The sequence below is a fragment of the Neobacillus niacini genome, from assembly GCF_023715785.1.
GTDB classification, from domain to species: Bacteria; Bacillota; Bacilli; order Bacillales; family Cytobacillaceae; genus Neobacillus; species Neobacillus niacini_E.
In genome coordinates, this window is record NZ_JAMBOX010000004.1 from 228,157 (window position 1) to 250,381 (window position 22,225).

At 42.8% G+C, this 22,225-nt stretch carries 26 protein-coding genes and 1 other annotated feature; all 26 genes read right to left on the reverse strand.

Annotated features, from left to right (window positions below):
• Window positions 1-91: 91 nt before the first annotated feature.
• Window positions 92-541: an ACT domain-containing protein gene (locus tag M3234_RS10745; protein ID WP_262304708.1), complete on the reverse strand. Its 450-nt coding sequence runs from the start codon at window positions 539-541 to the stop codon at window positions 92-94.
• A 30-nt stretch (window positions 542-571) separates the two neighbouring features.
• On the reverse strand, window positions 572-1,861 hold the full coding sequence (gene obgE, locus M3234_RS10750) for a GTPase ObgE (RefSeq protein WP_262304709.1): 1,290 nt from the start codon (window positions 1,859-1,861) through the stop codon (window positions 572-574).
• Window positions 1,862-1,908: 47 nt separating this feature from the next.
• Window positions 1,909-2,439, reverse strand: coding sequence for a sporulation initiation phosphotransferase B (locus tag M3234_RS10755; RefSeq protein ID WP_262304710.1), 531 nt, complete (start codon window positions 2,437-2,439; stop codon window positions 1,909-1,911).
• Window positions 2,440-2,637: 198 nt separating this feature from the next.
• Entirely contained in the window at window positions 2,638-2,931 is a 294-nt protein-coding gene (rpmA, locus tag M3234_RS10760; protein ID WP_262304711.1) for a 50S ribosomal protein L27, read from the reverse strand.
• Complete coding sequence (locus M3234_RS10765; RefSeq protein WP_262304712.1) at window positions 2,932-3,279, reverse strand: ribosomal-processing cysteine protease Prp; 348 nt, start codon at window positions 3,277-3,279, stop codon at window positions 2,932-2,934.
• 16 nt (window positions 3,280-3,295) lie between these two features.
• Window positions 3,296-3,604 (reverse strand): 50S ribosomal protein L21, encoded by a 309-nt coding sequence (gene rplU, locus M3234_RS10770; protein WP_066311643.1) that lies wholly within the window; start codon window positions 3,602-3,604, stop codon window positions 3,296-3,298.
• A 13-nt stretch (window positions 3,605-3,617) separates the two neighbouring features.
• Window positions 3,618-3,698 (reverse strand) — a sequence feature (ribosomal protein L21 leader region).
• A gap of 36 nt (window positions 3,699-3,734) precedes the next feature.
• The gene (locus M3234_RS10775; protein WP_262304713.1) at window positions 3,735-5,195 is read right to left on the reverse strand and encodes an Rne/Rng family ribonuclease; all 1,461 of its coding nucleotides are present in this window, start codon (window positions 5,193-5,195) and stop codon (window positions 3,735-3,737) included.
• 44 nt (window positions 5,196-5,239) lie between these two features.
• Window positions 5,240-6,106 carry a M50 family metallopeptidase gene (locus M3234_RS10780; RefSeq protein WP_262304714.1) on the reverse strand — a complete coding sequence of 289 codons (867 nt, stop codon included), beginning with the start codon at window positions 6,104-6,106 and terminating at the stop codon, window positions 5,240-5,242.
• Window positions 6,099-6,881, reverse strand: coding sequence for a M23 family metallopeptidase (locus tag M3234_RS10785; protein WP_262304715.1), 783 nt, complete (start codon window positions 6,879-6,881; stop codon window positions 6,099-6,101). Before M3234_RS10785 ends, M3234_RS10780 begins: the two co-directional genes overlap by 8 nt.
• Window positions 6,882-6,991: 110 nt before the next feature.
• Window positions 6,992-7,795, reverse strand: coding sequence for a septum site-determining protein MinD (minD, locus tag M3234_RS10790; protein ID WP_262304716.1), 804 nt, complete (start codon window positions 7,793-7,795; stop codon window positions 6,992-6,994).
• Window position 7,796: 1 nt separating this feature from the next.
• Window positions 7,797-8,480: a septum site-determining protein MinC gene (gene minC, locus M3234_RS10795; RefSeq protein WP_262304717.1), complete on the reverse strand. Its 684-nt coding sequence runs from the start codon at window positions 8,478-8,480 to the stop codon at window positions 7,797-7,799.
• 117 nt (window positions 8,481-8,597) lie between these two features.
• Window positions 8,598-9,113 carry a rod shape-determining protein MreD gene (mreD, locus tag M3234_RS10800; protein ID WP_262304718.1) on the reverse strand — a complete coding sequence of 172 codons (516 nt, stop codon included), beginning with the start codon at window positions 9,111-9,113 and terminating at the stop codon, window positions 8,598-8,600.
• Window positions 9,110-9,991 (reverse strand): rod shape-determining protein MreC, encoded by an 882-nt coding sequence (gene mreC / locus M3234_RS10805; protein WP_262304719.1) that lies wholly within the window; start codon window positions 9,989-9,991, stop codon window positions 9,110-9,112. The genes mreD and mreC overlap by 4 nt, the downstream gene beginning before the upstream one ends.
• 49 nt (window positions 9,992-10,040) lie before the next feature.
• Complete coding sequence (locus M3234_RS10810; RefSeq protein ID WP_262304720.1) at window positions 10,041-11,063, reverse strand: rod shape-determining protein; 1,023 nt, start codon at window positions 11,061-11,063, stop codon at window positions 10,041-10,043.
• A 2-nt stretch (window positions 11,064-11,065) separates the two neighbouring features.
• Window positions 11,066-11,257, reverse strand: a complete 192-nt coding sequence (locus M3234_RS10815; protein WP_262304721.1) for a hypothetical protein — start codon at window positions 11,255-11,257, stop codon at window positions 11,066-11,068.
• Window positions 11,258-11,384: 127 nt separating this feature from the next.
• A complete protein-coding gene (gene radC / locus M3234_RS10820) occupies window positions 11,385-12,074 on the reverse strand; it encodes a RadC family protein (RefSeq protein WP_262304722.1) in 690 nt (229 codons plus the stop codon).
• 33 nt (window positions 12,075-12,107) lie between these two features.
• Window positions 12,108-12,680, reverse strand: coding sequence for a Maf family protein (locus tag M3234_RS10825; RefSeq protein ID WP_262304723.1), 573 nt, complete (start codon window positions 12,678-12,680; stop codon window positions 12,108-12,110).
• 385 nt (window positions 12,681-13,065) lie between these two features.
• On the reverse strand, window positions 13,066-14,148 hold the full coding sequence (locus tag M3234_RS10830) for an SPOR domain-containing protein (RefSeq protein ID WP_262304724.1): 1,083 nt from the start codon (window positions 14,146-14,148) through the stop codon (window positions 13,066-13,068).
• Window positions 14,149-14,277: 129 nt separating this feature from the next.
• Window positions 14,278-15,090: a hypothetical protein gene (locus M3234_RS10835; RefSeq protein WP_262304725.1), complete on the reverse strand. Its 813-nt coding sequence runs from the start codon at window positions 15,088-15,090 to the stop codon at window positions 14,278-14,280.
• Complete coding sequence (locus M3234_RS10840) at window positions 15,087-15,875, reverse strand: PilN domain-containing protein (RefSeq protein ID WP_262304726.1); 789 nt, start codon at window positions 15,873-15,875, stop codon at window positions 15,087-15,089. Before M3234_RS10840 ends, M3234_RS10835 begins: the two co-directional genes overlap by 4 nt.
• Entirely contained in the window at window positions 15,875-16,870 is a 996-nt protein-coding gene (gene pilM / locus M3234_RS10845; protein WP_262304727.1) for a type IV pilus biogenesis protein PilM, read from the reverse strand. The genes M3234_RS10840 and pilM overlap by 1 nt, the downstream gene beginning before the upstream one ends.
• A 16-nt stretch (window positions 16,871-16,886) precedes the next feature.
• On the reverse strand, window positions 16,887-17,651 hold the full coding sequence (locus M3234_RS10850; protein WP_262304728.1) for a prepilin peptidase: 765 nt from the start codon (window positions 17,649-17,651) through the stop codon (window positions 16,887-16,889).
• Between the two features lie 7 nt (window positions 17,652-17,658).
• Entirely contained in the window at window positions 17,659-18,156 is a 498-nt protein-coding gene (locus M3234_RS29255; protein WP_285858383.1) for a type II secretion system protein, read from the reverse strand.
• Window positions 18,157-18,307: 151 nt separating this feature from the next.
• On the reverse strand, window positions 18,308-19,513 hold the full coding sequence (locus M3234_RS10860; protein WP_262304729.1) for a type II secretion system F family protein: 1,206 nt from the start codon (window positions 19,511-19,513) through the stop codon (window positions 18,308-18,310).
• Window positions 19,506-20,552, reverse strand: a complete 1,047-nt coding sequence (locus M3234_RS10865; protein ID WP_262304730.1) for a type IV pilus twitching motility protein PilT — start codon at window positions 20,550-20,552, stop codon at window positions 19,506-19,508. The genes M3234_RS10860 and M3234_RS10865 overlap by 8 nt, the downstream gene beginning before the upstream one ends.
• 11 nt (window positions 20,553-20,563) lie before the next feature.
• On the reverse strand, window positions 20,564-22,225 hold the full coding sequence (locus M3234_RS10870; RefSeq protein WP_262304731.1) for a GspE/PulE family protein: 1,662 nt from the start codon (window positions 22,223-22,225) through the stop codon (window positions 20,564-20,566).

Here is a 22,225-nt window from a genome sequence, read left to right on the forward strand (position 1 = left end):
TACTCCCTTTTCTGATGTACAAAACCTTATTAGAAATTTCCGAAAAATTTTATTAAAAAGAAAGCCGGGACAGGCTTGTGATCATAAATCACTACGCTCCTGTTCCCAGCACTTCGACCTTCTCAACAAACTCAAGCTTCCTCAGATTAGAAAGCAGGTCATTGATATCATTCTTCAGTCCGGCAGTGTTCAAAGACAAGGTCACGTTCGCCCGGCCTTGAAGCGGGATGGTCTGGTGAATCGTCAAAACATTGCAGCCGGATGCCGCAACAACAGCCAATAATTTTGACAATGTCCCGGAACGGTCCTCGAGATGGAAAAACAACGAGATAATTCGCTCTTTTGAAACCGTGGAAAAGGCAAAAACGGTATCTCTATATTTATAAAAGGCACTTCGGCTTAAATCGACTTTTGAAACTGCATCCCCAATCGATTCGGCCTTGCCTCTTTCAAGGAGGTCCTTTGCTTCAATCGTTTTCTTCATGGCCTCTGACAACACATCTTCGCGGACTAAATAAAATTTTTTCTCAAAATTATCCATGCCCAACCTCTCCCTCTATGGGACCCCTCATTATTCAATAAACTCGAATTCAAACTCCAATAACTTCACAATATCCCCGTCTTTTGCGCCACGTGCCCGAAGTGCATCGTCGACTCCAAGGCCGCGCAATTGACGTGAGAAACGGCGGACGGATTCATCTCTTGAAAAATCAGTCATCTTAAACAGTCTTTCAATCTTTTCACCAGAAACAACAAACGAACCGTCCGGATCTCTTGTAATCGTAAAGGCATCCGGATCCGCCTCGTGTTTATAAAGAACCCGGTTAACCCCCAATTCTTCCTCTTCGTGCTGCAGCGGGAATTCAGGCGTTTCTTCCAGCATGTCAGCCACCGCAAATAACAGCTCGCGCAAGCCTTGACGGGTAATCGCGGAAATAGGGAAAATCAGATATTCCTCTTTCAGCTGCTCTTTAAACTTTTTCAAGTTTTCCTCGGCATCTGGCATGTCCATTTTGTTGGCAACAATGATTTGCGGCCGCTCGGTCAAGCGCAAATTATATTCCTTTAATTCGCGGTTGATGGTCAAATAATCCTCATACGGATCCCTGCCCTCCATGGCTGCCATATCAATCACATGAACAATAACCCTTGTGCGTTCAATATGCCGTAAAAATTGATGCCCCAGCCCGACACCGGCATGGGCCCCTTCAATCAACCCTGGGAGGTCAGCCATGACAAAGCTTCGGCCATCCTCAGTCTCAACCATTCCAAGATTCGGTACGATGGTGGTAAAATGATATTCGGCAATTTTCGGTCTCGCAGATGAAACAACCGACAACAACGTCGACTTTCCTACACTCGGAAACCCAACCAGTCCCACATCGGCCAACAGCTTCAATTCCAAAACAACGTCACGCTCTTGACCAGGTTCGCCGTTTTCAGCGATTTCGGGGGCAGGATTGGCAGGTGTTGCGAATCGAGTATTCCCCCGGCCGCCGCGACCTCCTTTAGCAATAACCGCCCTTTGGCCATGCTCAACCAGGTCCGCAATGACCTCATTTGTTTCTGCATCCATGACTACCGTTCCCGGGGGCACCTTGACAATCATATCCTTCGAGCCACGTCCATGCTGCCCCTTGGACATGCCATGCTCGCCGCGCGGTGCCTTAAAATGGCGCTGGTAGCGGAAATCCATTAGAGTCCGCAAACCTTCCTCGACGACAAAAACTACATCCGCGCCCTTGCCGCCATCGCCGCCGGCAGGACCGCCCTTTGGCACATATTTTTCACGGCGGAACGCGACCATGCCATTGCCGCCATCGCCGCCTTTAACATAAATTTTTACTTGATCGACAAACATCTTTATCCTCCAGTCGGATACCTTAAATTACTGATTGATTACCATGCCTACATCACCGGCATAAACACTTCCAAAGCAAGTTCGCTATCGGATAATTCCTTTACTTCTGCATTAATTACCGATGACGCCATGAATGTTTCCATCAGTTGATTATTACTTATTATCCCGCGAAAATCAAAAAAGAAACGAATTCCATTTGACTGCGGCTCAATTGTTATTGATAAATCGTTCTCCTGAAATGCTTCAATGGCTTGATCCAGACAGTTAAAAAAGGACTTTGTCCAATCTGCCAGGCTGCCATCATCTATCTTTATGTACTCCGAATCCTGAAAAACTTCATATTCAAGCCGAAACGAGTGGTTTTCCCAGTTTGTTTTTAAAAGCAGTGCCGCAAACTTCGGCAGCGACAAATTGGACAGTTTTGTCTCATGCTGGGTCTCGATGACAATTTCATCAATTACCTTTTTCGCCCTGTCAATCCGCCCCAAATCCAAGTTTGCCTTGATTAGCTGCAGTTTGTTTAGCCAGTCATGGCGTGAATGCCGAAGCACCTCAATAATGTCCCATTCTTTTTCCATACCGTACTCTCCCAATTCATTGTCGGAAACTGTTTGCTGATAGTATATCAAAAAAACAACCGGTAGTAAGCATTTTTATGTATTGCAAAGGGGAAAATGAAGTAAATTTAACCAGCGAGAGAGGGAGCAGAGCGGAAAAATTTTCCTAAATTAACCAAAAAGAAAACCCTAACCATTTGGTTAGAGTTTTCTAAGCCATTAAGCTTCTTGAGCAGTTGGATAAACGCTCACCTTTTTGCGATCACGACCAACGCGCTCGAATTTAACAACGCCGTCGACTTTTGCATAAAGAGTGTCGTCTCCGCCACGGCCTACGTTTTCACCTGGATAAATCTTTGTACCGCGCTGACGGTAAAGGATCGATCCGCCGGTAACGAATTGGCCGTCTGCACGCTTAGCGCCAAGGCGCTTTGCGATGGAGTCACGTCCGTTCTTTGTAGAACCTACTCCCTTTTTAGATGCAAACAACTGAAGATCTAATTTTAATAACATCTAGTCCACCTCCCGCTTTTTGAAGGTTATTTTTATGTGCTCGCCATACTCTTCTTCAATCGCCCGTAATGAGACAACCATACCTTCCAGAAGAAGTTGAACTTTCTCATTAATGCCTTCAGGGAGCTGCCCCGGAAGAACACAGCGGAGAAAGCCCTCTTCAGGGTCAATGGCAATGTCAGGAGTAACTCCGGTTAACTCGTGTACGGCATTTATTGCCCCAACTGAAACCGCCGATACACCCGCACATACAATATCCGTTCCCTTTTCAGAGAAAAAAGCATGACCGCTGATTATAAATGATTGAATGGAATTGGCTTCCGTACGATTAATCGTAATGTTAATCATCTATAGGTTCAACACCTTACGCGTTGATTTTTTCGATGACAACTTTAGTGTAAGGTTGACGATGACCTTGCTTCTTGCGATTGTTTTTCTTCGCTTTGTACTTGAACACGATGATTTTCTTTTGACGGCCTTGTTTTTCAACTTTTGCTGTAACAGTCGCGCCTTCAACAACAGGGCTTCCTACCTTTACAGTTTCACCGCCAACGAAAAGAACTTTGTCAAAAGTAACTGTTTCGCCTGCTTCTGCATCTAATTTCTCGATGTAGATCGCTTGGCCTTCTTCGACTTTAAGCTGCTTACCGCCAGTTTCGATAATTGCGTACATGAACTGCACCTCCTTATAAACTCAGACTCGCCATCCACAGGCGTTTATGCCAGGCATAAATCTTACTACCTGTTCTGTGCGGTTGTAGCACGGGTGCGCTACAAACATAACATTAAAATCCTAACATAATTCAATCCCCAGTGTCAACAGATTTTTCGGCAATCTCTGACACTACGCCGAATTGCTTTAATAGATAATAAGGCTTGTCTCCATGCCGGATTGAAAAAAATAATTTCAAATGCAAGAGGCTTTCCACTGCATCCTTATGTTCATTATTTGGTCCAAGCAGCGCCTCGACAACCGCTTTTGTTGTCTCAATCAGGACGGCGTCGTGTTCCGAAAACCGATGCTCAAGCAGTTCCCGTTCCAACCTGAAGGCAATTGTCTCCGCACTTAGTATTCTCCCCGTTCCCTCGCAAACGGGACACTTCGCCTGCAATGCCTCAGAGAGAGTCACCTTCGTTTTCTTCCTCGTTAACTGAAGGATGCCAAGCGGAGTAAAGCCAATCACCTTTGTCTGCCTTTCATCCTTTAAAATCTCAGTCTCCCAGGTATCTAGAATGGCCTGCTTATCCTGTTCCCGGCTCATATTAATAAAATCAATCAGCACAATGCCGCCAATATCGCGCAGCCTCAGCTGCCTGAGGATCTCCCTTACCGCCCGCTGATTTGTTTTAAAAACGGTATCCTGGTAATCAAGCTTTCCGGAAAATTTCCCGGTGTTGACATCAATGATGGTCAGCGCCTCGGTTTCATCAAAAATAAGATAGGCACCTTGATCGAGCCAGACAATCCGCTTTAGCGCCTTATCGATTTCATGCTCAACCTTATAGGCCGAAAAAATATTTTCCTTTCCATTATAGTAATTCGCCGGAATCTTTTTGCCTTCCAGCAGTTTCTTTAACGCGAGGTCATCGACAATGACTTCTCCGGAAGCCATCCGTGCCGCTTGGCCGATTATCATTTCGGTAAAGCTGTCATTTTGAAAAATCAGCCCCGGCTTTTTTAATTGAGAGGACCGGTGCAGCAGTTCTTGATACTGTCCGCGCAGATGCGTGATTTCTTCGTGGATTTCCGTTTCTCCTGACTTCAAGGCTGATGTACGAAAAATTAGCCCCTCTTCCGCTGTTTTACATGTGCTGCCAATCCGGCGAAGCGAAGCCTTGAGCTTATCATCGGCAATTTTTTTCGAGACGGCCACATAGCGCCCGTTCGGCATGTAAATCAGGTTATCCCCCTGGATTTCAATAATTCCCGTCACCTTTGCCCCTTTTGTACCGGCTGCATCCTTTTCGACCTGGACGAGCAGCTTTTCGCCTTGATGGACAAAGGAGGATACATTTCGCTGTTTATCATCAGCCAGAACATAGGCAGGCAGCTGGTCGCGGTGAAGATAAGCCTGCTTTTCCTGACTGATATCCACAAACGCTGCATTCATTCCGGGCAGCACCTTGGTGACAGTCCCATAATAAATATTACCGACCAGAGAACGATGCTCTGGCCGGTCAATGACGATTTTTTCAACCTTTTGATTTCGCAAATAGGCAAATCTTTTTTCCCTTGAAGCATAATTAACAATTAATCTTTCCAATCGGCCGGCCTCACTTTTTAAATTGTTGGTTCTATTATACATTTTTAAAATAAAAAAAGAAGGTCGCTGATTTTATCGGTCAATCTTTTTTCAGTAAAATAGGCATGGAGGATTTCGTTTTCGTCCAAGGTCCCCTTTTCCTTTCCGTCTGATTCTACGATGATCGGGTGCTTGCAGCCGCGCTGGAATTTTTCAAGAACATGAATCAGCAAATCCTGTTCATTTGCCTGAATCGGGATTAAAGCCTGTGGGTTTGATTTTTTTCCGTAATACCTTTCCAATAAAAACCGGATAAAAATAAACCGCCGCTGCTTCCATTCATAGTAAAGCGAGAAAAACAAAAAGCCAATGACAACCCAGACATTGATATGTGCCGGTGCTGTAAGCAGGATGGCAGCCGAAAACAGGCAAAGGCTGATAAAGGAAATGATCAAGGTTAGCCGGTGGGCATTGGTAAAGGAATCTTTTAATGAGAGCAGTAAAAATACCAGTTTACCGCCGTCAAGCGGCCAAACTGGAAACAAATTAAAAATCAAAATCATGAGATTGTATTGGATAAACAGCGGGAATAAATCTACCGGAAACAAGTTGAAAGAATTCAGGAGAAACGCTCCGCCCACCAGCCACACATGCTGAAGCGGGCCCGCCAGGACGACGATTGCCTCTTCCTTAATCGGTCGGTTCCCGTGCTCATCCATTTCCGCCACACCGCCAAACGGCAGGAGGGTGATTTTTTTTATTCGCCAGGAAAAAAAAGAAGCTGCAGCAGCATGCCCCATTTCATGAACAAAAATAATACCTAACAGCAAACACAGCTCCACAAAATGTGCAGTCGCAATCGACAAGGCGATAACAAGCCATAACAGAGGATGGATATGAACATGACGAAGCAGCTCGATCGCTTTATTCAAGTCGAATCACCTTAATCGGGTCGATAAAGCCATCCCCTTTTTTAACGGCAAAATAATATTGCCCTTTCGTTTTGTCTTCACCTGCTGAAGCCGAAACCGTACCAACAACGGTTCTTTTTTCAGCGTAATCAAATAATTTCACTTTAATGTCGTTTAAGTTGCCGTACCAGGTTTCTGTTCCATCGGAATGCTGAATGATGACGGTCTTGCCAATGTCTTCTTTCAATCCGGCAAATACCACATTTCCGCCATTAATCGTTTGTACGGGGGCATCCTTGGCTGTTTCAATCATGATCCCCTGGCCGTTTTTCTCAAAGTTCTCCAGCATTTTCCCGGATACTGGCACTGCGCCCTTTTGCAGTTCTTCATTTTTCTCTGTTTTATCCCCCTCGGAGAACGGGAGCAGCGCCAGCGGCTTGCCAAATTTATTTTCATACCATTCGGATACAGCCGCAAACTGGAAGTCCTTGTCCATTGTTTTGGCAATGTAATCCCGCGCCGGATCTAGTGCTGCCGAGTGATTGCGGAACAGAATCGCCACCACTAAAAACAGCAGGACCGAAGCCAATATTTTGAACAGGAACACTTCCTTTTTAAATAGCGGATGCCCATCTTCACTATTGCCGCCAGCGGATGGAGGAATATAATTCAATGCGAGTTTTTCCTCATGTCCAGGCCAAAGCACTTGGCGGTCTGGACTGTTGCTTGCTGGCCCTTTTTCCCGTTTGCGCTTGGCAATTCGCCGCCGTATTTCATCCGGAGTAGAGCGTGCCATACCCATCAACCCTTTTCACACAGTTTGTACAAGTTTATGAGGATGGCAGGCAGAGTATGACCCTACAAAAAGAAAAAACCTGTCCACCTCGATGTGAACAGGCATGTCTATTAACGAACGCCAAAGAATTTTTTTAACTTGGAAAAAACGCCTTTATTGGCTTCCTCCAATGGTTGGAGCGGAATAGATTCGCCGAGAATACGGCGGGCAATATTTCGGTAGGCAATTGAGGCCTTGCTGTTTGGATTCAGGGCAATTGGCTCACCGTGGTTGGAAGCTTTAATAACTTCCTCATCATCGGCGACAATGCCGATTAACTCAATGGATAGATGCTGGGTAATTTCATCGATATCAAGCATATCGCCGCTTTTCATCATATTGTAGCGGATTCGGTTCACAATTAATTTAGGTGATTCTAAATCCTTTTCTTTTTCAAGCAAACCAATGATTCGGTCGGCATCGCGAACAGCGGAAACCTCCGGAGTGGTGACGACAATTGCCTTATCGGCACCGGCAACTGCATTCTTATAGCCCTGCTCGATTCCGGCAGGACAGTCAATGATAATATAATCATAATCCTGTTTTAATTCTTCCACTAACTCTTTCATCTGCTCCGGCTTAACCGCAGTTTTATCGACGGTTTGCGCAGCAGGCAACAGATATAGTAAACCATCAAATCGTTTATCCTTAACCAATGCCTGATGCGTTTTGCATCTTTTTTCGATTACATCAACAAGATCATAGATAATTCTATTTTCAAGCCCCATTACGACATCCAAGTTTCGAAGGCCGATGTCTGTATCGACTAAGCATACTTTTTTCCCTTGAAGGGCCAGCGCCGTGCCGATATTTGCGGAGGTTGTCGTTTTGCCGACACCGCCCTTCCCCGATGTAATTACAATAGCTTCTCCCACTTTAATGTCCCCCTTCTACCAATCTCGTAAGATTAGGCCTTAATTGAATTAAAGCTTGTAATCTATCGATGATAATTTGATGGTTATCATTTATGTAAGCACATTCCATTTCCCGGTTTTCGGTAAGTGGGTTGGAATCCGGTGCCCTATTGATGTGGCTGGCAATTCTAAGCTGAGACGGCTTCATGCTCGAGGCCGCAATCACTGCATGGTCATTACCAAAGCTTCCCGCATGGGCAATCCCTTTTAAAATACCCATAATAAAAATATTGCCGCCGGCGATGACGGTCCCGCCTGGATTGACATCCCCAATCAAGAGCAAATCCCCCGGAACCCTTAATACTTGTCCAGAGCGAACGATTCTGGATACCGTCATAACCTCGTTTTCTTCCTTCAGCCGATTGGCTTCTTCTTTCGTTATGACATTGGACTCAATATCGTCCACGACCAAGTTCTTCTTTTTGCGGATTAATTCTTTAAGCTCTTCTCGCTGCTCTCCTGTGAGATAACGATTGCCGACCTCTACCTTTACCGTGATTAAATGGCGTTCCTCTTGGGTCCGCAGGTTTGCAGTCAGTTTATCGTCCAATTCGCGCTTTAATTCTTGATAGGAACAGCGATCGTCTAGATGGAGGACAAGTCCGCCCTTTGTCCCCTTTATTGTAACATTTTGCCGATTTTTCATGGAGAAATTTCACCTCATAATAAAAACACATTTCAGTATCAATCTGGATGATGACAATCAAAACACACCCCATCTTTAAAAAATTCGCCATGGGGTGTCCAATCTCCTTCTTTTACTTTATTCTTCCTTCAGGACTTCGGCATGCTTCTCAAACCAGCGCTTAAAGGGATAGGCGGCAACCACCAAAAAGATCGCATTTAAGATTAGAGTTGGATACAAACGCAAATTCACAAAATCGATGAAAGACATGCTTGTGACATGAATTAAGAAGTTTAGTTCATATACGCCAACCTCAAGCAAGGCAATCGCAAGCATTGAGACTAGAAAAGCAACGATGATATTGGTATTAATCACCTGCATTAATTTCGTTATCAGGTAGCAAATAAACGGGTAAAGGAATAAATAAATGCCGATCACCTCGACATATACAACGTCAAACAGGAGGCCGAAGATGGCCGCATAAATGATCCCTTGCTTTTTTCCTACATAAATCGTTAAAAACGCCAAGGCGGCAAACAGAAACCTTGGCGCCAATATCCGGGACTCAAAGCTGCCCCCCGGCCAAAATTGAATAACGATACTTTCAAAAATAAAAAGAAATAAAAACAAAAGAGGAAGAAGGAATTTTTTCACAGCTCCTGCTCCTTCCCGTCTTTCAAAGCGCCTTCCTCAGGCTGTGTCATCAATCGTTTGATGACGATGACATTCTCGATATCATAAAAATCCGCACCCGGTTTGACCAATGCCGTTTGATTTAAACCGTACTGATCAGGCTTCACTTCGACCACTTTTCCGATTGTCAAACCCTTTGGGAAGACTCCGCCCAATCCCGAGGTAATCACAGCTTGGTCCTTTTCAATTTTTGCCCCTGAGGGAATAGCCTTTACTAACAGCAATTTTTGCTTATCATCAAAGCCTTGGACAAAGCCGAAAACCTCCGTTTCACCTTGGATAACGGCGGAAATGCGGTTTTTCGGGTCCATTGCGCTCAACAGCTGTACGGTCGAGCTGAATTGGGTGACACTTTTTACTTTGCCAATCAGGCCGCTTGACGTGACGACGGCCATATTTTTCTTAATCCCATTTGATTTTCCTTTATCGATAATAATCATTTCATGCCAACGATCAGGATTTCTGCCGATCACAGTTGCCGGCAGTGGCTCGAAATCTCTCAGGGTTCTGGTTTCATCGAGAACTTCACGTAGATCTTTATTATCTTTTTTCAGCTCTTGAACCTCTGCTTCAAGGCTGGCGATTTTTTCTACCCGTGATTTTAATTCCTTATTCTCTTCATATGTATTTTGCAGATCCTGAAGATTTTCAAAAAAGCCTGCAAGATAATGAGCAGGCTTTGATACCAGGGATTGAACCCAGCCGGTTGTATCCTTCAGAAACTGCTCCGGCCAGGTCAGGTTGCTCCTCTCCCGTAAAGAAAACCCAATCAATGCCACGAGAACAATTATGCTGACTAGCAAAATGATCAGACGTTTATTCAAAAAGAACTGTGGCATGATAGTACACCTCTATTTTTCTAAATGGCGGTATGTCCGCTTTTTTAAGTTAACGCGATTCCTTCGCTTTGTTTTTAAATAAATGGATGTGATCCAATGCTTTCCCTGTACCGATGGCGACACAATCAAGCGGATTTTCAGCAATCAGCACCGGCATTTTTGTTTCTTCGCTGATGACCCTGTCCAAATTGCGAAGCAGCGCCCCGCCCCCGGTCAGGACAATTCCTCGGTCCATAATATCCGCCGCTAGTTCAGGCGGCGTTTTTTCCAACGTGTTCTTAACGGCTTCGACGATCGCATACACCGTATCGCTTAAGGCTGAAGCAATTTCCTTGGCGGTAATTTCAATCGTTTTTGGCAGGCCAGTCAATAGATCGCGGCCGCGGATTTCCATATTGTCGATGCCTTCCGGCGTTCCTGCTGAACCAATTTCCATTTTGATGGCTTCCGATGTCCGGTCGCCAATCATTAAATTATAATTTTTACGAATATAATGAACGATGGAATCGTCCATTTCATCGCCGGCAACACGAATCGATTGAGATGTGACGATGCCGCCCAAGGAAATGATGGCAACTTCGGTTGTTCCACCGCCGATATCGACCACCATGCTTCCGGTTGGCTCCCAAACAGGCAAATTCGCGCCAATCGCAGCGGCGAACGGCTCTTCAATCGTATAGGCGTCCTTCGCCCCAGCTTGTCTGGTCGCATCGATGACTGCCCTTTCCTCTACAGCCGTGATTCCCGATGGCACACACACCATCACATAAGGCTTGCCTGAAAAGATTCCCTTTGTTTTCTGAGCCTGGCGTATGTAATGCTTCATCATCGCCGCTGTTATTTCAAAGTCGGCAATGACGCCGTCTTTCATTGGTCTTAGTGCGACTACATTCCCAGGAGTCCGGCCAATCATATTTTTTGCATCATTCCCGACCGCAACAATGTGCTTTGTGTCGGTTTGCATCGCCACGACAGATGGCTCTCTTAAGACAATTCCTTTCCCTTTCACAAATACAAGCGTATTTGCAGTTCCTAAATCTATTCCAAGGTCCTTCGTTCCAATTCCAAACATAATCAATGTATCTCCCTTTCTGATACGAAATGCAAAAAAGCTAACTGGCAGGCAATGAGTTTTGATTTTTTTTTGTGTATTACTGTCAGATAACCATGGTTTAGTGTCGGATAACGTTCGCCAACTGTCGCATAAAAACTGTTAACTGTCATATAACGTACTTCAACTGTCGGATAAGCACTGCTAATTGTCATATAACGTTCTCCACTTGTTGCTTAACCATACCTATCTGTCAGGTCATCCTTGTTCATCGGATTTTATTAATTAGTCCTCAAAAATCATACCCAATATTATATCCTATCGTCAAATAAAAACCTAGTATCATAAGTATCCTTTTTCCTTTAAGGAGACAAACTTGTTTTCTCCGATAATCAGGTGATCAAGCAGGTCGATTCCAATAATCTTTCCGCACTCCGCCAGCCGCTTGGTCACCTCAATATCCTCTCGGCTCGGAGTAGGATCTCCAGAAGGGTGATTATGGAGTGCGATAATCGAGGCCGCGGACCGTTTAAACGCTTCGCGGAATACCTCCCTAGGGTGGACAATCGAGGCATTCAAGCTGCCAATAAAAATGGTCTGCTTATGAATCACCTGATTTTTCGTATTTAAATAGAGACAAACAAAATGCTCCTGCGACAAAAAGCGCATATCGTTCATGACATATTTGGCGCCGTCCTCCGGTGAACGTATCACATAGCGATCGTTATAATTGAGGTTGGCAATCCTCCGGCCAATTTCAACGGCGGCCAGAACTTGGATTGCCTTTGCCGAACCGATTCCTTTGATTTCGGTAATTTCCTCCAATGTCGCCGACTTCAACAGACGTAACCCTTCAAAATGGGTCAAGAGCCGATTGGATAATTGCAATACCGATTCTTCCTTGGTTCCCGTCCGAAGCAGGATGGCAATTAATTCATGGTTCGATAGGCTTTGCGGGCCATGGTTGATAAAGCGTTCCCTTGGCCGTTCGTCTTGAGGAAAATCACGGATCATTAATGTATTTGTGGACATTTTTCTTCCTCCCATTGATTCGGGAGCAGAAGATTAATACGGCAATTGATAGCCCAGCCGCCGCAATTCCCGCACCGTTCTTGCGACCGGCAGGCCGACAACCGCAAAATAGTCCCCATGTATTTTCTTGACAAGCATGCTTCCAAGCTGCTGAATGCCATATGCCCCTGCTTTATCAAACGGTTCGCCGCTTTTTACATATGACCGTATTTCATCGTCACTTAACTCCCAGAACCATACTTCTGTTCTTTCATAAAACCTTGTGGAGTTCGTTGGAGACACAATCGAGACACCCGTAAACACTTCATGCTGTTTTCCAGAAAGACTTTGTAACATTGAAAAAGCTTCGGCCTCATCTGCTGGCTTTCCTAAAATTTTGTTATTCGCAACCACTATCGTGTCTGATCCAATCACAAAAGCATCCCGGTTGTTTTGAAAAACGGCCTGGGCCTTGCGATCAGCCAATTCCATCACTACTTCCTCGGGGGAGAGTGCCGGATCAAAGCTTTCATCCACATCACTGCTCGAAATTGCGAATGGTAAGCGGAGAGTTTCTAGAAGTTCTTTTCGCCGTGGAGAAGAAGAGGCTAAAATGAGGTTTTGCATGTCATCACCTTACCTTCTTGCAACGCTTTAGGGAGATACAAATTAATCGTATCAGAAATGGACGCTGCAAACAATTTTTATATGATTAAATTTTGAAGAAATATGTAAAATTATGCAAATGGATATCTAATGTTGGAATATTTCCAAAGCATAGTTTTGGGCCATCGCAGATAAATGCTGATAATCGCAGATATATTTGTTTTTTCGAAGATATATTGAAATTATCGCAGATATATTTGTTTTTCCGCAGATAAGTTGTAATTTATCGCAGATATAATTTTGAAATAAAGTTAATAAATAAAAACCTGCCCACGTTAGGGCAGGCAATATGCTGAAATAATTTCCCGGAAAATATCAAATGTTGCATTTGTATGTCGTTTTAGTGTCACATCGAATAATAGACGGACAGAAAGTTCAACAAATGCTGCTGTGCTTCGCTAAGATCCTTTTTATTCTTTGACTTTTGGTATGCTTTAACCTTATCATTGGCCGAAGTTAATTCAGCGTTTAACTTTTTCACGTTGTCATTTTTTAGCCCGTTTGCCTTCAGTTGTGCTTCTATTCCCATAAGTGCCTTGGTCGTTTCTTCTGAGATTGATTTAGAAGTGATAGCCCCGGAGGTTGCATTCGAAAGTGTTTGGTAGATTGTTGGGATAGTTTCAATAAAACTCTTTTCACTCTCACTCAACTCGGAAATTTGCTTTTCCTTAATTAACAGCGGTTTGGCAAAAGCATCGTCGACCCCGTTACCTTTATATTGGGTACCAATTGATTTGGCTGTTTCGATGGAGTCCGCAACACCAAAAAATAGATAATGCTTGCCATCCATTTGGATTATTTGGGCTGGAATACCACTTTCTTTTACTTCATTCAACGTTTCACTTGCGCCCTCTTCCGAGCTAAATACTCCGCCTTGAATCATATAGGTGGATAACTCGGGCACAGCTGCGGTCACTGCCTTACTATCCTTACTACCAGGTTCCCCTTTTTTATCGTCCTGTTCTTCCTCCACAACTGCAGGCAATGAAGCAGGATTAATAGTTGACTCTGTAAATACAAGCTTATACATAAAGACCCCAATGGTTGTGCCTATTAAAACAGCAAACACTACAGTAGAAATAATTTGAGTTATTGGCCAGTTCGGCTTCTTTTTATTTTTAAACGAAAAAGAAGTGATAATTTTATTGCTGCTCTTTTTGGGGCTTTTAGGCGGAACGATTTTATATGCCTCCATATCGTCTTCAGAGGATTCTGGAATGATCCAGTCGAAACTTTCATCAACAGATTCCTGCGCGGCCGCTGTTTCCTCCTTAGTATCTGATTCTGATAGAACAGGGTCTATTTTTATCACTCTTGGAATAGGTTCAATTATAGGTTCCGGTTCACTATTCTGACGTTCTTCTTTAAATTTTTTGTTATCCCCATTTAATTTTATTGTTATTGTATGGCCATTTTTAGGCTTGTCCACTATTCGTACTCCTTTCCGTTCGACAGTGATTTGTTCCATCCTATCATAACGGCAAAAAAAAATAACAAGACTTTTGTCGTCTTGTTATCATAGAGTTTCGTCAAATTATTTGTAACTTCGTAATGTTGTTTATGGCTGTGAATTCGTTGCTGCCGGCTGCTGAATTAATGGATTGATTTTACCTGCAGGTGCCGGGGCATCAATTTTTGGCAGGTCCGCTGCCAAGTCAGCCAAGTCAGGCATGTAGAATGCCGAAATGGTCAGTGAATAGGTCAATTTTTCAGCCAGTTGGTCAGCAGTTGTGGCCTCCTGTCCGCCCGAATAATTGATTGCTTCCACGACAACAATCCGTTTTAAGGATTCCAGTGTTTGGACAAATTTTTCTAGTTCCACATAGCTCGGTGATTCCACCGATAGCTGTACAGTCAATTTTTTTAATGAAGGTGATGCCGGCTGTTGCGCATGGGCCGAGTCAGCTGTTTTCTGGTCTGGAGCACCTTCTGCGGCGGCCGGTGTTTGACTGGCTGCATTTGGATCTGCCTGACCAATAGGATTTTGCTGGGGAGCTTCCCCTTCCGCTGCAGGCTGGGAAGTTTCCATAGCCAATTCACCGTCCTTGGAGAAGCTCATTGACAAAATTTGACTGTTGGAAACGGCTTCCGCTTTTTCCAGGTCCAAGATCAATTGTTCTTGTAATGGCAAGATTGGGAGCACCTTTTGCAGCTCTCTTGTGCCTTCGACAACCTGGTTTGTATTGTCCACTTTCTTTTGCGTAACAGCTTCTAGAAGTTTTTGTTCCATTTTCAGGGATTGCTGCTTGGTTTTCAAATCAGTTTTTAAAGGCGACAGCTTTATAAATTGAGCATAGACAATTACCAGGATCACAACAAGGGCAACAGCGGCCAAGATTAAATTGTCCCGTTTAGAGAAATGAAGCTTCATGAACCGCTCACTCCCTTCTCATCCTTTTGGGCAATTTCCTTCACCTTGGCTTTGTTAAGCGTAATTTCAAACTGTCCGTTATACCGCGGCAAATATGGACTTATCACTACGTTGTTTCCTGTTGCAGAAGTAACAGATACAGCTAATGAGTTATTCGAACCGGTTGTATTTGTCTCAGTCCCAGCTGGCGCTGTTCCCCCAGTCGTAGTGTCAGTGGGATTTGTCTGGCTCTGATTTGCAGGATTTGCAGCAGCATTGGCAGCTGCATCTGTTCCGGTTTGAGTTCCCTCTGTATTTTCATCTTTTTGCTCAACTGCAGCTAATGAACTTAGATTTACATCTTGAATCCACTCTGATTCCTTTAAGCTATTTAAAAAGTAAGCAGCTTCTCTAGAACTGTCAAATTGAACAGCTAATGTGATTGTCCCTGCTTCGGTATAGCCAAAGGACTGAATAAATCCACGCTCAGGCAATAACGAGGTAAGATGACGCATCACAGGAATCGTTTGGATTGGATACGTATCGGCCCAGTCAATTGCACTTTTCAGCTTGCTGACTGAATCGGCAGACTCCACAACGTCGCTTTTCTGCTCCTGTTTTTCCCTGACTTTTTGTGTCATGGAAATTTCACGAGTCACAGAATCTATATTTGCCTGTGTTGAACTAATTTGAAAGTAGTAGAATACACTCGCAAATATCAATGCCAAAACAAAGAGTGCCAAAACGATAAAAAAGGCAATTTTCTTCGGTTCTTTTTGGGGCAGCAGGTTAATTTCAACTAACATTAAACCACCCCTTTTAAAGCGAGTCCAAGCGGTACCAATAAATGATCTGGAACGGTATCTTTTTTATCCATAAATTCCGGATTAAATGTAATCTTTTCGACCGGCACCTCAAAGCGTTCATTGATTTCGGCTTCCACCGCTTGAAGCATCGGATGATCACCTAGCAAGAGAATCTTTGAAATGTCATGACTTTCATTATTTAGCGTATATCGGTAGTAATCGATCAGTTTATTCATTTCTTTAAAAATATCTTCAAACTGGATCACAAGTTCATCAACGTCACCCAAGTATTTGCATACAATTAGCCCTTGAAGGTCCCGCTTTACCTCCCATTGATCAACATCAAATGGCATAGCAAAGCTGCGCATCACCAGTGGAACAGACCCTTCAAAAATACTGAGATTGACACTTGTTAAATCAAACTGAACGGAAAACATAACTTCATTTTCTGAAGGCTGATTTAGTTGATGATATAACCGATATAAAGCCAACGGCGAAATATCTGCAGCAACAGAATGAAGCTTTAGCCGCGAGAACAAATTTTCATACGCCATTACGTATTCCTCAGGTGCAGCAAATAACAGCAGATCTTTTGTCTTGCCATTAGTGCCTAGCGGATAAATATCAAAGACCGGCTCCTCGAAGGGCAGGTGAATGGTAGAACCAAGTTCCAAGTACAAATAACCCTTTAACTCATCATCGAGAATATCGGCAGGTACATTAATTTTCCGGATAATGACAAGCTGATCGGGCACTATAAAACGAATCGAGCGGCGCTGGATTTTCCATTCATCGATACACTCTTCCAGTATGCTAGTTAGGGCATCGAGATTGACGATTTTTCCATCAGTGATGATGCCCGGTGTCAGGAACCGTTCTCCCCACCTTTGGGCGACAGGAGGATTGGCCTGCTTTAACTCCAGAAAGCGAACGGAATGGTCGTTAAGCATCAAATTAATTATTCGGTTTTTAGTTGAAAACAGGGAAAAAGCCATGTAAAAAACCCCTTAGTTAAAATCCGTTACGTGAAAAATTTATATAAAAATCAATAATTTCCGAACCCCAAAAATAAGCTGACAGCGTACCCGCTGCGATGAACGGTCCAAATGGAATAGGCTGCCGTTTTTTTACAATTTTAAATAGCATGGCAAGGCCGCCAATGACAGCACCGTATAAGGTGGATAAAAAGAATGAAAGTAGGACAAGTTTAAAACCAAGGACAAATCCTAGTACAGCATAAAGCTTGACATCACCAAAGCCCATGCCACCTTTGCTGACAAGTGCAATAATCAGCAGAAGGGTAAAGCCTGTCACCGCCCCTAGAAGGCTATCCCACCACGGGGATAGCGGAATAAAAATTCGTTCCAATAAAAAAATCCCTGCAAACCAAATTAAAATTTTATCAGGGATGATCATATAATGAATATCTGAAACTATGATAATCATAAACAACGAAATGAGTGTTAAGGCGACTACTAACTCTCCTGACCATCCTACAAAAAGTGGTGCCACTGCAAAGAGAATGCCCGTAAGCAATTCCATAATTGGATAGATAGGGGAAATCCGCGACTGACAGCCGCGGCATTTCCCTTTTTGAAGCAGGTATGATATTACTGGAATCATTTCATAAGCTTTAAGTTGATGCCCACATTTTGGACATGATGATTTTGGAGCTACAATTGACCTTTTCAAGGGTACTCTAAGTCCTACCACATTAAAGAAGGAACCAAAAATAATTCCATAACAGAAGGACAATAAGCTTATTAGACTATTCATGTAACTATTATGGAGTTACAGATACAACTTTAGTTTTATCAATTTTAGACAATTCTTCCACAGCAATTTGTCTCTTTGAACCATATAATGCAACTTTATAAGTTAATTTACCAGCGTTATTTGATACTATTACGTATGATTTATTTGTCGTAACCGCTGTCGTAGAATCTACTACAGTAGTTGCAGCGTCTGAAACATATGCTCCACCATCAGGGTCTTTAATAGTATCAAGGTATCCTGCAGTTTTCAAATAGTTTATTGAGAATACATTTGACTTGCCCGCTGCAGGCATTGCAGTTTGATCCTCAGTGATTGCCATTCTAGCAGCACTTACCAACATATCGGCATTAGACAAATGAGCATTTACTTTTGAATTATCAATTACATTTCCAATTGCTGGAATAGCTATTGCGGCAAGAATACCTAAAATAACAATAACTGCTAGTAATTCAATCAAAGTAAAACCCTTTTCCTGTTTAAGTTTTAAACCTAAATTTTCAACCATTTTTCCATCTCCTTTTGGTCTATTAAACCTAGTATTATTTCTCTATGAGTATACAATATTTGTAATCTGGTGGAAAGAGTTTTTTAAAGAGTTAAGTCATTATTTGTAGTTTTGGTACTATTTTTGTAGATTGTTTGTCATAATTTTATACTTAAATCATTTGGTCGAACATTGAGAACATCGGAACCATAATTGCCATAACAATTGTACCGACAAGAGCCGCCAAAAATACAATCATGATTGGCTCTATTAATGACTTTAACTTATCTGTACCAATTTCGACTTCTTTCTCATAGAAGTCGGCAATTTTTGATAACATCGTGTCAAGGGCACCCGTTTCCTCACCAATGGAAATCATTTGTGTTACAAGCGGTGGAAAAGCCCAATGCATTTTCATTGGTTCTGTCATCGATCTTCCTTGTTCAAGAGAACTGCGGGAATCCCGGATCACTTTTGCTATGACCTCATTTTCAACTACTTTTTCCACAATCGACATCGCTTGGAGAATCGGTACTGAACTGGAAAACAATGAACTTAAGGTTCGGACCATACGAGCAATCGCAGCCTTTTGCATCATTTTTCCAAATATAGGCATTTTTAATATAAAGTAATCCAAATAATATTTGGTACGGTTATTCTTTTTAATAGCAATAATCGAAAGATACACTAATAGAAATAATCCAATTATCAGCCACCAGAATGACTGCATAAATTCACTGGCACTTAGGACAAATTTTGTAATCCCCGGAAGCTCTGCACCCATGTCTGCAAACATGTTTACAAACGTAGGTACTACAGAAACCAATAAGTATATGACTGCAAGAACCGCAATAATTCCAATCACAAGCGGATAGGTGAGCGCCGAGACAATTTTTTGTCTTGTGTAATGCTGCTTTTCAAAATAATCCGCCAGCCGTTCGAGGGTTCCGTCCAAATTACCGCTGACCTCACCAGATTTCACCATATTAATAAACATTGGTGAAAATATTTTTTTATGTTTTGCTACCGCTTCTGACAAAGGATTTCCTTCTCTTAAATCCTGTTCCACGTCAAATAATGCTTTTTTCATTGTCTTGCTTTCTGTTTGGAAAGCCAGAATAACAGTTGCTTCTACAACAGTTACACCTGCCTTTAATAGGGTGGCAAACTGCCTTAAAAAGATGACAAACTGTTCAAGTTTGACTGGGGTACCAATGGAAATATCTTTCGTTAGCAGAGTTTCGGGCATTTCATTCATTTCAATGACCCGAATCCCTTCTTCTTTAAGCTTGAACATCGCATCGCGCTTAGAAGTAGCGTAAACGGTACCCTGCCGCTTCCCGGTCCGGTCACGTCCTGTATACTTATATCTAGCCATTAGCTTCCTTCTCCTGTAAATATTGCTGAGCTGCTTCTTTTTGAATAACCCCTCTTTCAATCAGCTCCCGAATACTCATTTCAAGCGTATGCATCCCTTGGGCACGGGAGGTCTGCATAGTACTTTGAATTTGGTGTATTTTCTCATTTCGGATTAGATTGGCTATTGCCGGATTATTAACCAATATTTCCGTGGCAGCTCGCCTCCCCTTTTTATCACTCGTTGGAAATAATCGTTGTGAAATAATTCCAACCAATACAGATGCTATCTGTATTCGAATTTGAGCCTGCTGAGCCGAAGGAAACACATCAATGACCCTGTTGATTGTTGTTGGTGCACTTGATGTATGAAGTGTCCCTAAAACAAGGTGACCTGTTTCAGCCGCAGTAATGGCAATCCCAATTGTCTCTAAATCACGCATCTCGCCGACGAGAATAACGTCAGGGTCCTGACGAAGCGCAGCCTTTAATCCGCTAGCGTAACTGCCGGTGTCGAAACCAACTTCACGCTGATCAATAATTGAATTACCATGTTTGTGAAGATATTCAATTGGATCTTCTAGCGTAATTATATGTTTCCGCATCGTTCGATTCATATAATCAATCATTGAAGCTAGGGTTGTAGATTTCCCACTTCCTGTCGGACCTGTAACAAGAATTAGACCTTGTGGCTTTTCTACAAGTCTCGGGATCATTGAAGGTAAATTCAATGATTCCATCGTGGGAACAGTAGAAGCAACAACCCTAAGAGCCATTGATACGCTTTTTCTCTGATGATAGGCATTTACACGAAATCTTGAACTGCCCGGAACCCCATAAGAGAAATCCAGTTCCCCTTTTTCCTTAAACATGTCCCACATATTTTCAGGAATGATTGCTTTGGCCATTGATTCAGTATCAGCAGGAAGTAATTTCTCAGTTCCATATCTTTTTAAATCACCATTTATGCGAAGAACCGGGGGTACACCAACTGTTAAATGAATATCTGAAGCTTTATATTCAACAGCTGCTCTTAATATTGCATCAATTCTTTCCTTCATCGTTCCTTCTCCTAGTCTGGAATTGCCACTCGCAAAACTTCTTCCGTTGTCGTTAAACCTTGTTTTACTTTTAACATACCATCGTCTATTAAAAAGATGGTTTTGTTTTTAACGGCAATTTCCCTTAGCTTTTGAAATGATTCGCCATCCATGATCACTCTGCGCATATCATCACTGATGACTAAGACTTCATGTAAGGCAATTCGACCTTTGTAGCCGGTCATATTACAAGAAGCACATCCCTTGCCGCGGATAACTTTATCTATTTTCATCCCGCGTCTAGCAAAGATCTCCTGCTCACGTTTTGACGGTTCCTGTTCTTCCATGCAATCTTGGCATACCTTACGGACAAGCCGCTGGGCTACAATCCCGCTTAATGTGGCTGCAAGCAAAAATGGCTCTACTCCCATGTCTAGTAATCGGGTAACTGTACCAAGAGAGTCATTGGTGTGAAGGGTACTTAATACCAAGTGTCCTGTCAATGAGGCGCGAATCGATACTTCGGCCGTTTCTTTGTCACGGATTTCCCCAACCATGATAATATTTGGATCCTGACGGAGAATTGACCGTAAACCAGCGGCAAACGTCATACCGACATTCTGGTTAACCTGCACCTGATTGATGCCTTCAAGCTGGTATTCAACAGGATCTTCAACCGTAATAATATTAACTGCATCACTATTTAACTTGTTGAGTGCCGCGTACAACGTCGAGGATTTTCCGGAACCTGTTGGTCCGGTAATTAAAACGATCCCCGTTGGTTTTTCAATCATTTCGTTAAACCGTTTAAGATTCAAGGCATTGAACCCAAGCTTATTAATATTATTTAAGGTTGAACCCATATCAAGTAGACGCATGACAATTTTTTCACCATAGACTGTCGGAAGTGTTGATACACGAAGGTCAACAGGATGGAAATCAAGATTTAACTTAATCCGTCCGTCCTGAGGGATTCTGTGTTCGGTAATATCAAGATTGGACATTATTTTAATTCTTGCAGTAAATACACTCTGCATGCTTTTTGGGAGTACTCGTTCCGTTCTTAAAACACCGTCAATACGGTAGCGAACGACCACTTTTGTTTCCTGCGGATCGATGTGAATATCACTTGCCCGCTGTACAACTGCATTTGACAATAGCTGATTAACCAGACGAACAATTGGTGAATCCAAATCTGTTATATCATCAGTTCTAGTTCTATCTTTTTCTGGCAGTTCACCAAGCAGTTCATCAAAATCATCATCAACATTATAATATTTATTAATTGCTCGAATAATTTCATCTTTTGTTGAAATCGCGGGTTCAATTTGGAATCCTGTTGACAACCTTAAATCATCAATGACAATAAAATCCATAGGATTCGCCATGGAAATAAATAACTTGTTTCCCTCTTTTTTTAACGGGATAATCAAATTTCGGCTTGCGGTTTCTTTAGAAATTAGTGTAAAAAGACTAGTATCGAAAGTATATTGATATAAATTGACATGAGGAATACCTAGTTGATATTCCAGTACCTCGATTAACTGCTGCTCAGTAATATAGCCTCTCTGTATTAGGGCTTCACCAATCTTTTGGCTGGAATCCTTCTCTTTCAAAACAGTCGCTAACTGCTCAGGGGTAATTAATCCTTCTTCAATTAATAGATCGCCAAGCCGTTTTCGTGTATGCTTCAT

What these genes read in the sequence shown, in the direction of transcription:
- M3234_RS10745 (WP_262304708.1), bottom strand. Translation starts at nt 541, where the DNA reads ATGGATAATTTTGAGAAAAAATTTTATTTAGTCCGCGAAGATGTGTTG.
- obgE (WP_262304709.1), bottom strand. Translation starts at nt 1,861, where the DNA reads ATGTTTGTCGATCAAGTAAAAATTTATGTTAAAGGCGGCGATGGCGGC.
- M3234_RS10755 (WP_262304710.1), bottom strand. Translation starts at nt 2,439, where the DNA reads ATGGAAAAAGAATGGGACATTATTGAGGTGCTTCGGCATTCACGCCAT.
- rpmA (WP_262304711.1), bottom strand. Translation starts at nt 2,931, where the DNA reads ATGTTATTAAAATTAGATCTTCAGTTGTTTGCATCTAAAAAGGGAGTA.
- M3234_RS10765 (WP_262304712.1), bottom strand. Translation starts at nt 3,279, where the DNA reads ATGATTAACATTACGATTAATCGTACGGAAGCCAATTCCATTCAATCA.
- rplU (WP_066311643.1), bottom strand. Translation starts at nt 3,604, where the DNA reads ATGTACGCAATTATCGAAACTGGCGGTAAGCAGCTTAAAGTCGAAGAA.
- M3234_RS10785 (WP_262304715.1), bottom strand. Translation starts at nt 6,881, where the DNA reads ATGGCACGCTCTACTCCGGATGAAATACGGCGGCGAATTGCCAAGCGC.
- minC (WP_262304717.1), bottom strand. Translation starts at nt 8,480, where the DNA reads ATGAAAAATCGGCAAAATGTTACAATAAAGGGGACAAAGGGCGGACTT.
- mreC (WP_262304719.1), bottom strand. Translation starts at nt 9,991, where the DNA reads ATGCCACAGTTCTTTTTGAATAAACGTCTGATCATTTTGCTAGTCAGC.
- M3234_RS10810 (WP_262304720.1), bottom strand. Translation starts at nt 11,063, where the DNA reads ATGTTTGGAATTGGAACGAAGGACCTTGGAATAGATTTAGGAACTGCA.
- M3234_RS10815 (WP_262304721.1), bottom strand. Translation starts at nt 11,257, where the DNA reads ATGACAATTAGCAGTGCTTATCCGACAGTTGAAGTACGTTATATGACA.
- radC (WP_262304722.1), bottom strand. Translation starts at nt 12,074, where the DNA reads ATGTCCACAAATACATTAATGATCCGTGATTTTCCTCAAGACGAACGG.
- M3234_RS10825 (WP_262304723.1), bottom strand. Translation starts at nt 12,680, where the DNA reads ATGCAAAACCTCATTTTAGCCTCTTCTTCTCCACGGCGAAAAGAACTT.
- M3234_RS10835 (WP_262304725.1), bottom strand. Translation starts at nt 15,090, where the DNA reads ATGAAGCTTCATTTCTCTAAACGGGACAATTTAATCTTGGCCGCTGTT.
- M3234_RS10840 (WP_262304726.1), bottom strand. Translation starts at nt 15,875, where the DNA reads ATGTTAGTTGAAATTAACCTGCTGCCCCAAAAAGAACCGAAGAAAATT.
- pilM (WP_262304727.1), bottom strand. Translation starts at nt 16,870, where the DNA reads ATGGCTTTTTCCCTGTTTTCAACTAAAAACCGAATAATTAATTTGATG.
- M3234_RS10850 (WP_262304728.1), bottom strand. Translation starts at nt 17,651, where the DNA reads ATGAATAGTCTAATAAGCTTATTGTCCTTCTGTTATGGAATTATTTTT.
- M3234_RS29255 (WP_285858383.1), bottom strand. Translation starts at nt 18,156, where the DNA reads ATGGTTGAAAATTTAGGTTTAAAACTTAAACAGGAAAAGGGTTTTACT.
- M3234_RS10860 (WP_262304729.1), bottom strand. Translation starts at nt 19,513, where the DNA reads ATGGCTAGATATAAGTATACAGGACGTGACCGGACCGGGAAGCGGCAG.
- M3234_RS10865 (WP_262304730.1), bottom strand. Translation starts at nt 20,552, where the DNA reads ATGAAGGAAAGAATTGATGCAATATTAAGAGCAGCTGTTGAATATAAA.
- M3234_RS10870 (WP_262304731.1), bottom strand. Translation starts at nt 22,225, where the DNA reads ATGAAGCATACACGAAAACGGCTTGGCGATCTATTAATTGAAGAAGGA.